Raw genomic sequence first — 11,052 nt, forward strand, 5'->3', positions numbered from 1 at the left:
ACGCCTGTCGACCTATGGCTGGACGTGGCGCGTGCTGGTGGATCTGGGTGGTGGTGCGGGGTGGTGCGTATGCCTACAACGCTGGTTTTCCCGGTAGGTCAGCCTACGGGACGTGGGAGACCCGAAAGTCCCGTCACTCTCCCCGGGTCTTCTTGATGATCTCCTCGGCCACGGCCTTGGGGACCTCGGCGTAGGAGTCGAACTGCATGGAGTAGTTGGCCCGACCCTGGGTCTTGGACCGCAGGTCTCCGACGTACCCGAACATCTCCGACAGGGGGACGAGGCCGCGGACGACCTTGGCACCGCTGATGTCCTCCATGGCCTGGATCTGGCCACGGCGGGAGTTGATGTCACCGATGACATCGCCCATGTAGTCCTCTGGGGTGCGCACCTCGACGGCCATCATGGGCTCGAGCAGGACCGGGTCCGCCTTGCGGACGGCGTCCTTGAGCACCATGGAGCCGGCGATCTTGAACGCCATCTCCGAGGAGTCGACCTCGTGGTAGGCGCCGTCCAGCAGGGTGGCCTTGATACCGACGAGCGGGTAGCCGGCAAGCACGCCGTACTGCATGGCGTCCTGGATGCCCTGGTCGACCGACGGGATGTACTCGCGTGGGATGCGACCACCGGTGACCTTGTTCTCGAACTGGTACATCTCACCCTCGTGAGTGTCGAGCGGCTCGATGGTCACCTGGACCTTGGCGTACTGACCCGACCCACCGGTCTGCTTCTTGTGGACGTAGTCCAGCTTCTCGACCTTGCGGCGGATCGTCTCGCGGTAGGCGACCTGGGGCTTGCCGACGTTGGCCTCGACATTGAACTCGCGCCGCATCCGGTCGACCAGGATGTCGAGGTGGAGCTCGCCCATGCCCTTGATGATGGTCTGCCCGGTCTCGTCGTCCTGCTGCACCTGGAAGGTGGGGTCCTCCTCGGCCAGCTTCTGGATCGCGGTGCCGAGCTTCTCCTGGTCACCCTTGGTCTTGGGCTCGATGGCGACCGAGATCACGGGGTCGGGGAAGGTCATCGACTCGAGCACGATCGGGTCGGCCTGGTCGCACAGCGTCTCGCCGGTCGTCGTGTCCTTGAGACCGATGACCGCGTAGATGTGGCCGGCCGAGGCCTTGTCGACGGGGTTCTCCTTGTTGGAGTGCATCTGGAAGATCTTGCCGATGCGCTCCTTCTTGCCCTTGGTCGAGTTGAGGACCTGAGCGCCGGCAGACACCTCGCCGGAGTAGACCCGGATATAGGTGAGCTTGCCGAAGAAGGGGTGCGAAGCGATCTTGAACGCCAACGCCGAGAACGGCTCCTTGGTGGACGGCGCGCGGATGATCTCCACCTCCTCGTGGTTCGGCTTGTGGCCGATCATCGGAGGCACGTCGAGGGGGCTCGGCAGGTAGGCGATGACGGCGTCGAGCATCGGCTGGACGCCCTTGTTCTTGAACGCTGTCCCACAGAACACCGGGTTGACCTCGCCGGCGATGGTGAGCGCCCGCACCCCGGCCTGGATCTCGGCGTTGGTCAGCTCCTCGCCCTCGAGGTACTTCTCCATGAGCACGTCGTCACCCTCGGCGACACGCTCGACGAGCTCGTGGCGGTACTGCTGCGCCCGCTCGACCAGGTCGGCCGGGATTTCCTCGATCTCGTAGTCCTCGCCGAGCTTGGTCTCGCCGTGCCAGACGAACGCCTTCATGGTCACCAGGTCGACGACACCGATGAAGTCGCTCTCGGAACCGATCGGGAGCTGCATGACCAACGGCGACGCGCCGAGGCGTTCCACGATGGTCTTGACCGTGAAGTAGAAGTCGGCACCCAGCTTGTCCATCTTGTTGACGAAGCAGATCCGCGGCACGACGTACTTGTCTGCCTGGCGCCACACCGTCTCGGACTGGGGCTCGACGCCTTCCTTGCCGTCGAACACGGCGACGGCGCCGTCGAGGACGCGCAGGTTGCGCTCTACCTCGACGGTGAAGTCGACGTGCCCGGGGGTGTCGATCAGGTTGATCTGGTGGTTCTTCCAGAAGGTCGTCGTCGCGGCGGACGTGATCGTGATGCCGCGCTCCTGCTCCTGCTCCATCCAGTCCATCGTGGCGGCGCCGTCGTGGACCTCACCGATCTTGTAGTTGATACCGGTATAGAAGAGGATGCGCTCGGTCGTGGTCGTCTTGCCGGCGTCGATGTGCGCCATGATGCCGATGTTGCGGACCATCGTGAGGTCCGTCAGGACGTCGAGTGCCACGGGTCGTGTCTCATCTCAGTTCGTGTGTCGTGAACGGTCATGCAAAAGCTCAAGGGTCGTTAGCGCCCGGAAGTAGAACACCGGAGCAGCCGCTGGTATGCCTGCCGAGACCGGCGCGCAGCGTGCGCGACGGACGTGCCTCGGCCCGACATACCAGCTGCGCCGGTCACCAGCGGTAGTGCGCGAAGGCCTTGTTCGACTCGGCCATCTTGTGCGTGTCCTCACGGCGCTTGACCGCGGCGCCGAGGCCGTTGCTGGCGTCGAGGATCTCGTTCATGAGGCGCTCGGTCATGGTCTTCTCACGGCGCTGCCGGGAGTAGCCCACCAGCCAGCGCAGGGCCAGCGTCGTGGACCGACCGGGCTTGACCTCGATCGGAACCTGGTAGGTCGCACCGCCGACGCGGCGGGACTTGACCTCGAGCGCGGGCTTGATGTTGTCGAGCGCGCGCTTGAGGGTGGCCACCGGGTCGGTGCCGGTCTTCTGGCGGGCCCCTTCGAGGGCGCCGTAGACGATGGTCTCCGCGATCGACTTCTTGCCGTCGAGGAGGATCTTGTTGACCAGCTGGGTGACCAGCGGGCTGTTGTGCACGGGGTCGACGACCAGCGGCCGCTTCGGAGCGGGTCCCTTGCGAGGCATCAGCTCTTCTCCTTCTTGGCGCCGTAACGGGAACGGGCCTGCTTGCGGCCGCGGACGCCCTGGGCATCCAGCGAGCCACGCACGATCTTGTAGCGGACACCGGGGAGATCCTTCACCCGGCCGCCGCGCACGAGCACGATGGAGTGCTCCTGCAGGTTGTGGCCGACGCCCGGGATGTAGGCCGTGACCTCGATACCCGAGGTCAGCTTGACGCGCGCGACCTTGCGCAGCGCCGAGTTCGGCTTCTTGGGGGTGGTGGTGTAGACGCGCGTGCACACCCCGCGTCGCTGGGGTGAGCCCTTGAGCGCTGGGGTCTTGGTCTTGCCGACCTTGTCCTGACGGCCCTTGCGCACCAGCTGGTTGATCGTGGGCAACCTGTTCTCCGTATGTCGTGTCTGTGGTCTGTCCCGCCGTGCGGCGGGTCTCCTTGGGATAACCACGCCCGACTCCCGCACCCGGGCGTGTCGGCCAGGGTGAACTCTGCGGATGCCGCTTGTGGCGCTCTCCCCTGCACTGCTCACGACGACTGGCACAGGCCTAGAGCCTGTCCCGGCTGACGTGAGCTGCCCGGCGAGAGATGTGAGCCTGTGCCGATCGGTTCCGGACAACCCGGGAGCCGGCGCGGGCTCTGCGTGAGCATGCGTCCAGGCGAACCCAGACACAGTTTCCAAGGATACCGCCGGTGGCACAGGCGGCCAAATCAGTTCGGGTCAGCCGATACGCCAGTCGCCGCTGTAGATGTGCAGCACCGGTACGCCCAGCCGTTCGCGGGCCTCGCTTGCCCAGTCGGTATGGAAGGTGTCCTGCACCGCATGCGGCTCGGTCACGATGAAGACCTCCGTCGCGCCGAGACGGGCGAGCTCCGCCTCCAGCGTCGGCAGCGGGTCGTCCTCGGTGACCTCCCCCGTCGCCGTAACACCGGCGTCGGCGAGCTCCTTGAGGCTCACGTCGAGCGTCTCTTGAGCATCGGTGCGGGCTCCGGCCTTGTCGATCGGCTTGAGCGACTCGAGGGCCTCACGCATCTCGAACAGGCTCAGGTGGTTCAACACCGACACGAGGACGTTGCGCTTGGTGTCGGCGGGCACGAGGAGGCGGAACACGGGCTCGTCGCCGTCGTGGAGGCTGACGATCCGGGTCACGTCGAGCGCTTTCAGCGGGACCTCGGTGAGGACGATGGTCGTGGCGGTCACGAACCCGAGCCTATTCGCTGGCCGGTGGTTCCCCGGACGGCAGGCGCCGCACCCGCCTGGACCGCAGCCGGCTGCGGGCGACGTGACCGACCATCTGGCTCCCCAGCACGAGCGTGGCCCGACGGTCGCCGGTCACCGAGGACACCCCCACGCGCGGCCGGTAGTTGACCGGCACCTGGACCATCCGAACCCGCAGGACGGCGGCGACCAGCATCATCTCCAGCCCGTATGCCGACCCGTGCACCGTCGAGCGCGGGACGATCTGGCGGGCGACTTCGCGTGTCATCACCCGGAAGGTGCAGCCGACGTCGCTGAGTGACGTCGTGTTGTGGAGCAGCTCGACCGCCTTGGCGACGCCCCAGTTGCCCCACTTGAGGAGAAACCCCATGTTGGCGCCGTCCCAGATGAACGTGGCCACGGTTCGCGAACCGATCACGAGGTCGCACTCCGGCATGAAGGCCAGCAGCTTGCGCAGGTCCTCCGGGTCGAAGGTGCCGTCCGGTTCACACAGGCATACGAGATCCGCGTCGGTCTCCAGCAGCCCGCGCTGGATCGCCGCGCCGTAGCCTTGTTCGCTCTCGTGCACCTCGCGCGCGCCGGTCGTCGCGACCTCCTCGGACGTGCCCGGAGCGGCGTTGTTGTTGACGACCAGAACCTCGTCGACCTCGGGCAGCGCCTCGAACCGGCGGATGCAGTCGGCGATGGAGTCCTTCTCGTTGTAGGTCGGCAGCACGACGCAGAGGGTCTTGTCACGCCAGGTCACGAGGATGCCACCACGAGCATCTGGCCGGCCAGCGGCTTGACCGGCGAGCGCAGGTACCACGGGACGAGGAAGGTCAGCCCGGACCCCCGGGACTTCAGGGAGAGCGGCAGGAACCGGGCGTGCACCGCCTCGAGGGCCCACCCCCGGGAGCGCAGGAAGTCGCCCAGGGACTGGTCGGTCCAGATCGAGACGTGGGTGTAGTCGTCGAAGTACCGCCCCGGCGCGAGTCGGAAGTTGGGCTGCAGCAGGATGAGCCGCCCACCGGGTCGCAGCACGCGCCGGCTCTCGTCGACGAGCCGTTCGGCCGCCTCGCGGTCGAGGTGCTCCATGAGGTTCGAGGCGAAGACGACGTCGAAGCGCCCGTCCTCGAACTGGGTGAGGTCCGTGCAGTCCCCGACGACTGCGGTCACGCACGGTCCCGCGGCCCGTTCCACCGTCGGGTCGGCGTCCAGGGCGACGACCTCGGCTGCCTGAACCAGGTTGGAGAAGTCGCACCAACCGGCGCCCAGCTCCAGAACCCGGGAGTCGGCCGGGATCCAGCGGGCCAGGTAGTCGGTGACGTGGCGCCATATCGCGGACCGGTTCGGGTCGTGGGCCAGGCGGGTCCCGAAGTAGCCCGGGAGCTCGGGCGCGCCGTCGGCCGGGTCGCAACCGGTCACCGCACTCCTTCGGCTCGTCGAACTCGTCCAGCATCAGTCCAGCATCAGTCCAGCATCAGTCCAAGCAAACCTAACAGCCGGCCGGTGATGGGATGCTGACGCCGTGGCCGCCCCGAGCTCCTCGCGTCCGGTGCCCCGGACGCCAGTCGGGTCACGGTCCGCCTGGCAGTCCGCCCGTGTCGTCGCCATCTTCGTGCTGCCCTACCTCGTGCTGGCCCTGTTCTGGGTGTTTGCGAACCCGGCGATGGCGGCGCCGGACGAGCCGGACCACCTGGTCAAGGCGGTCGGCATGGCCCGCCTCGACATCGGCGTCCCCGCGCCGCCGGCACCCGAGGGCTCGAAGCTCGGGACGGTCCGCAACGCCTCCATCAGCCGCGTCGTCGAGATCCCGGCCCGTCTCGACCCGACGGGATACGCCTGCTTCTACTTCACACCCGAGGTGACCGCCGCCTGCCAGCCCGCGCCGAGCAGTGCCGAAGGTGACCGCGCGGTGACGACGACACTCGGCGCATACCCGCCCTTCCTGTATCCCCCGCTCGGCTGGGTGGCCTCGCTCGGGGCATCGGTCACCCAGGCCACGATCCTCGCCCGGTTGCTCGTCCTCGCCGCCTCGACCCTGCTGCTCTGGCTGGCCTGCGACCATCTGGTGCGTTGGCTGGGGCCTCGCGCCCTGGTCGGTCCCGCGCTGCTGCTCACCCCGATGGGGATCTTCTGCATGGGAATCCTCAACACCAGCGCGGTGGAGATCCTCGGGGCGCTGGGGATGGCGGGCGTGGTGGTCGTCTACGCCAGGCATCCAGACTCGCTGACGGAGCGACGGACCTTGGTCGTGGTCCTGGTCAGCGGCACGGCCCTGGTGCTGAGCCGCCAGCTCGGGCTCGTCACGATGGCCCTGCTGACGATGCTGCTACTCGCGCTGGGCGCCTGGCGGCCGATCCTCGATCAGCTGCGTCGTCGGTGTCCGGTCATGGTGGCCGCCGTGGCCGTCCCCGTGGCCGCCACGCTCGCCGTTGCGGGGTGGGAGCTCGTCTTCGACCACCCCGTCCTGTTGGGGCCGTGGGCGTCGCGCGAGAGCCTGGACGGGTTCCAGGTGATCTTCTGGCAGCTGATCCACGAAGGGGTCGGCTGGTTCGGGTGGCTGGACGTACGTCCTCCTGACCTCGTCAACGACGTCTGGTTCGCTGCGGTGGTGCTCGTGGTCGCGCTCGCCTGCCTCGTCGGGGATCACCGCGACCGGACGGTGATCGTGGGGGTATTGCTGGTGGCCCTGGCGGTCATCTACGTGACCTACTCGCGGGTCTTCTTCCCGGTGAACGGAGGCATCCAGGGACGGCACGTGCTACCGATCCTCTCCGTGGTGCCCGTGTGGGCGGGCGTCGTGCTGGTCGAGCGGCTGCCGCGGACCTGGCTGGTGCGAGGCGTCCGAGTCGCGGCAGCGCTGCTGCCGCTGGTCGTCGCGGCCGGGCTCTACCTGAACTCGCAACGGTATGCCGTCGGGCTCGACCCCGCCGTGGGGCTGCGCTGGTTCGTCCCCGACGCGCAGTGGTCCCCGCCGGGCGGCTGGTACCTCTGGCTCGCCGTCGGGCTGTCGGGCTGCGTCGGTCTCGGGGTGACCTGGGTCCGGACCCTCGCCCGGACCGACCGGTGACGGCTCACCTGCCCACCGGTGACGGCTCCCCACGCCACCGGACTCAGATGTTCCCGGCTTTTGGCCGCTGCGGGGGGCCGGAGCCCGCAAACATCAGAGTCCGGTCGGGCACAGCGAGCCGACGCGAGACGTCAGTTGTCGGTGAAGCCCAACGTCACGTCGTCCAGCCGGACCGGCTCGCCCGACACCGCGCCGAAGCCCGAGTAGTCGTACGCGTCGTAGCTGGGCAGCGAGTACATCGCAGCCTTCGCCTCCTCGGTCGGCTCCACGGCGATGTTGCGGTAGCGGGGCAGGCCCGTGCCGGCGGGGATGAGCTTTCCGAGGATGACGTTCTCCTTGAGCCCGAGCAGCGGGTCGGAACGGGCTTCCATCGCCGCCTGGGTGAGCACCCGGGTCGTCTCCTGGAAGGACGCCGCCGACAGCCACGACTCGGTCGCCAGCGAGGCCTTGGTGATCCCCATGAGCTCGGGACGACCGGAGGCCGTCTTGCCGCCCTCGCTGAGCACCCGGAGGTTCTCCACCTCGAAGCGACCACGCTCGGCGAGGTCACCCGGGATGAGGTTGGCGTCGCCTGCCTCGATGACCGTGACCCGGCGCAGCATCTGCCGGACGATCACCTCGATGTGCTTGTCGTGGATCGAGACACCCTGCTGCCGGTAGACGTGCTGCACCTCGTCGACGAGGTGCATCTGCACGGCGCGCGGGCCGAGGATGCGCAGGACCTGCTTCGGGTCGATCGCACCCTGGATCAGCTGGTGGCCGACCTCGACGTGCTGGCCGTCCTGGACCATCAGGCGCGAACGCTTGCTGACCGGGTAGGCGTGCTCGTCTGAGCCGTCGTCGGGCACGAGGACGATCCGTCGGGTCTTGTCGGTGTCCTCCACCTTGACGCGACCCGTCGTCTCGGCGATCGGGGCGACACCCTTGGGGGTGCGCGCCTCGAACAGCTCGACCACACGAGGCAGCCCCTGCGTGATGTCGTCCCCCGCCACACCACCGGTGTGGAAGGTCCGCATCGTCAGCTGGGTGCCGGGCTCGCCGATCGACTGCGCCGCGATGATGCCCACAGCCTCGCCGATGTCCACGAGCTTGCCGGTCGCGAGCGACCGTCCGTAGCACGCGGCGCAGGTGCCGACCTTGCTCTCGCAGGTCAGGACCGAGCGGACCTTGACCTGGTCGATGTCGGCGACGAACAGCGCGTCGATGACGACGTCACCGAGGTCGATCCCGGCGTCGGCGAGGACGGTGCCCTGGGCGTCAGCGACGTCCTGAGCCAGGGTGCGCGCGTAGACGCTTGTCTCGACGTCCTCGTGCAACACACGACGACCCGTGGAGTCGGTGTCGGCGATGGGCATGGTCAGGCCACGCTCGGTGCCGCAGTCGTCCTCACGGATGATGACGTCCTGCGACACGTCGACCAGACGACGGGTCAGGTAGCCCGAGTCAGCGGTCCGCAGCGCGGTGTCCGCGAGACCCTTGCGGGAACCGTGCGTCGAGATGAAGAACTCCAGCACCGACAGACCCTCGCGGAAGTTCGCGCGGATCGGACGCGGGATGATCTCGCCCTTCGGGTTCGACACCAGCCCACGCATACCGGCGATCTGGCGCAGCTGCATCCAGTTGCCTCGGGCCCCGGAGTTGACCATCTTGTAGATCGTGTTGGTGACCGGGATGTTGGCCCGCATCTCCTCCGCGACCTTGTTGGTGGCCTCGTTCCAGATCTCGATGAGGTCCTCGCGACGCTCGTTGTCCGTCATCGCCCCACGGTCGTAGAGCTTCTGGACCTTGGTCGCGCGAGCTTCGTACTCCTCGAGGATCTCGGTCTTGCGCGGCGGCGTGACGACGTCGGAGATGGCGACCGTCGCACCGGACCGGGTGGCCCAGTGGAAGCCCGCGTCCTTGAGGGCGTCGAGCGACGCAGCGACCTGCACCTTGGTGTAGCGCTCCGCGAGGTCGTTGACGATCGAGGACAGCCGCTTCTTGTCGACGACCTCCTCGACGAACGGGTAGTCCACCGGGAGCGTCTCGTTGAACAGCACGCGGCCGAGGGTCGACTCGAGGATGAGCGACGGGACGATCCCCTGCTCGCCAGCCTCGACGCCGTCCGGCAGCACGAGGCCGACCGGGGGCACGACGTTCTCGAGCCGGATCCGGACCCGGGAACCGAGCTCGATCGCGTGGGCGTCGAACGCCATCCGCGCCTCGGCGGGGCTGGAGAACACCCGGCCCTCCCCGTCACCATCCGGCATCTCGGAGGTGAGGTGGAACAGCCCGATGATCATGTCCTGGGTGGGCATGGTCACGGGGCGGCCGTCGGCGGGCTTGAGGATGTTGCTACTGGACAGCATGAGGATGCGGGCCTCGGCCTGCGCCTCCGCGGACAGCGGTACGTGGACAGCCATCTGGTCGCCGTCGAAGTCGGCGTTGAACGCCGTGCAGACGAGCGGGTGGATCTGGATGGCCTTGCCCTCGACGAGCTGCGGCTCGAACGCCTGGATGCCCAGTCGGTGAAGCGTGGGCGCGCGGTTCAGCAGGACCGGGTGCTCGGTGATGACCTCTTCGAGGACGTCCCACACGACCGGGCGGGCCCGCTCGACCATGCGCTTGGCCGACTTGATGTTCTGCGCGTGGTCGAGGTCGACCAGGCGCTTCATCACGAACGGCTTGAACAGCTCGAGCGCCATCTGCTTGGGCAGACCGCACTGGTGCAGCTTCAGCTGCGGGCCGACGACGATGACCGAACGGCCGGAATAGTCGACGCGCTTGCCGAGCAGGTTCTGGCGGAACCGGCCCTGCTTGCCCTTGAGCAGATCACTCAGGGACTTCAGCGGGCGGTTGCCCGGACCGGTCACCGGCCGGCCGCGGCGGCCGTTGTCGAACAGCGAGTCGACGGCCTCCTGGAGCATCCGCTTCTCGTTGCTCACGATGATGTCGGGGGCGCCGAGGTCCAGCAGCCGCTTCAACCGGTTGTTGCGGTTGATCACGCGGCGGTAGAGGTCGTTGAGGTCGGATGTCGCGAACCGGCCGCCGTCGAGCTGCACCATCGGACGCAGGTCCGGCGGGATGACGGGGACGCAGTCGAGAACCATGCCGCGGGGGCTGTTGTTGGTGTTCAGGAACGCCGCGACCACGCGCAGCCGCTTGAGCGCCCGGGCCTTCTTCTGACCCTTGCCGTTGGCGATCGTGTCGCGCAGCGACAACGCCTCCGCGTCGAGGTCGAAGTTCTCGATCAGACGCTGGAGGGCTTCCGCTCCCATACCGCCGGTGAAGTAGTCGCCGAACCGCTCACGCAGCTCGCGGTAGAGCGCCTCGTCGTCGATGAGCTTCTTCGGCTCGAGCTTGCGGAACGTGTCGATGACCAGATCGAGGCGGTCGGCCTCACGCTGCGCCCGGATGCGCAGCTGGTTCATCTCCCGCTCGGCCGCGTCACGAACCTTGCGCTTGGCGTCGCCCTTGGCGCCTTCGGCCTCCAGGGCCGCGATGTCCTCTTCGAGCTTCTTGGCGCGGGCCTCGATGGTGACGTCGCGGGTGTCGTCAATCCGCTTGCGGTCGACTCCGACGCGGGCCTCGAGCGACGGCAGGTCCTCGTGCCGCTTGGCGCTGTCCACCGTCGTGATCAGGTACGCCGCAAAGTAGATGATCTTCTCGAGATCCTTCGGCGCGAGGTCGAGCAGGTAGCCGAGACGCGACGGGACGCCCTTGAAGTACCAGATGTGCGTGACCGGCGCGGCCAGCTCGATGTGACCCATACGCTCACGGCGCACCTTGGCCCGGGTCACCTCGACGCCGCAGCGCTCGCAGATGATGCCCTTGAAACGGACTCGCTTGTACTTGCCGCAGTAGCACTCCCAGTCGCGGGTGGGACCGAAGATCTTCTCGCAGAAGAGCCCGTCCTTCTCCGGCTTGAGTGTGCGGTAGT

8 protein-coding genes are annotated in these 11,052 nt (G+C 67.7%); 1 reads left to right on the plus strand and 7 read right to left on the minus strand.

Annotation, left to right across the window (positions count from 1 at the left end; all coding sequences use genetic code 11):
* Positions 1-133 precede the first annotated feature (133 nt).
* The 6 genes from fusA to ABI385_RS11865 form a co-directional block, all read right to left on the minus strand.
* Positions 134-2,236 (minus strand): elongation factor G, encoded by a 2,103-nt coding sequence (fusA, locus tag ABI385_RS11840; RefSeq protein ID WP_348103946.1) that lies wholly within the window; start codon positions 2,234-2,236, stop codon positions 134-136.
* Positions 2,237-2,402: 166 nt separating this feature from the next.
* The gene (gene rpsG, locus ABI385_RS11845) at positions 2,403-2,873 is read right to left on the minus strand and encodes a 30S ribosomal protein S7 (RefSeq protein ID WP_348103947.1); all 471 of its coding nucleotides are present in this window, start codon (positions 2,871-2,873) and stop codon (positions 2,403-2,405) included.
* Complete coding sequence (rpsL, locus tag ABI385_RS11850) at positions 2,873-3,247, minus strand: 30S ribosomal protein S12 (RefSeq protein ID WP_348103948.1); 375 nt, start codon at positions 3,245-3,247, stop codon at positions 2,873-2,875. Before rpsL ends, rpsG begins: the two co-directional genes overlap by 1 nt.
* Positions 3,248-3,583: 336 nt before the next feature.
* Entirely contained in the window at positions 3,584-4,063 is a 480-nt protein-coding gene (locus ABI385_RS11855; RefSeq protein WP_348103949.1) for a hypothetical protein, read from the minus strand.
* Positions 4,064-4,073: 10 nt separating this feature from the next.
* Complete coding sequence (locus ABI385_RS11860) at positions 4,074-4,826, minus strand: glycosyltransferase family 2 protein (RefSeq protein ID WP_348103950.1); 753 nt, start codon at positions 4,824-4,826, stop codon at positions 4,074-4,076.
* Positions 4,823-5,485: a class I SAM-dependent methyltransferase gene (locus tag ABI385_RS11865; protein WP_348103951.1), complete on the minus strand. Its 663-nt coding sequence runs from the start codon at positions 5,483-5,485 to the stop codon at positions 4,823-4,825. The genes ABI385_RS11860 and ABI385_RS11865 overlap by 4 nt, the downstream gene beginning before the upstream one ends.
* A 103-nt stretch (positions 5,486-5,588) precedes the next feature.
* Between ABI385_RS11865 and ABI385_RS11870 the strand changes: the two genes are divergently transcribed.
* The gene (locus ABI385_RS11870) at positions 5,589-7,133 is read left to right on the plus strand and encodes a DUF2142 domain-containing protein (RefSeq protein ID WP_348103952.1); all 1,545 of its coding nucleotides are present in this window, start codon (positions 5,589-5,591) and stop codon (positions 7,131-7,133) included.
* Positions 7,134-7,264: 131 nt separating this feature from the next.
* On the opposite strand, the gene ABI385_RS11875 is transcribed toward ABI385_RS11870, so the two are convergent.
* A partial coding sequence (locus ABI385_RS11875; RefSeq protein WP_348103953.1) for a DNA-directed RNA polymerase subunit beta' occupies positions 7,265-11,052 on the minus strand: 3,788 nt, incomplete at its 5' end.

The sequence above is a fragment of the Lapillicoccus sp. genome (genome assembly GCF_039935575.1).
In the GTDB taxonomy this organism is placed as follows: Bacteria; Actinomycetota; Actinomycetes; order Actinomycetales; family Dermatophilaceae; genus Lapillicoccus.

Coding starts and splice junctions, on each gene's coding strand:
- rpsG (WP_348103947.1), bottom strand. CDS start 2,873: ATGCCTCGCAAGGGACCCGCTCCGAAGCGGCCGCTGGTCGTCGACCCC.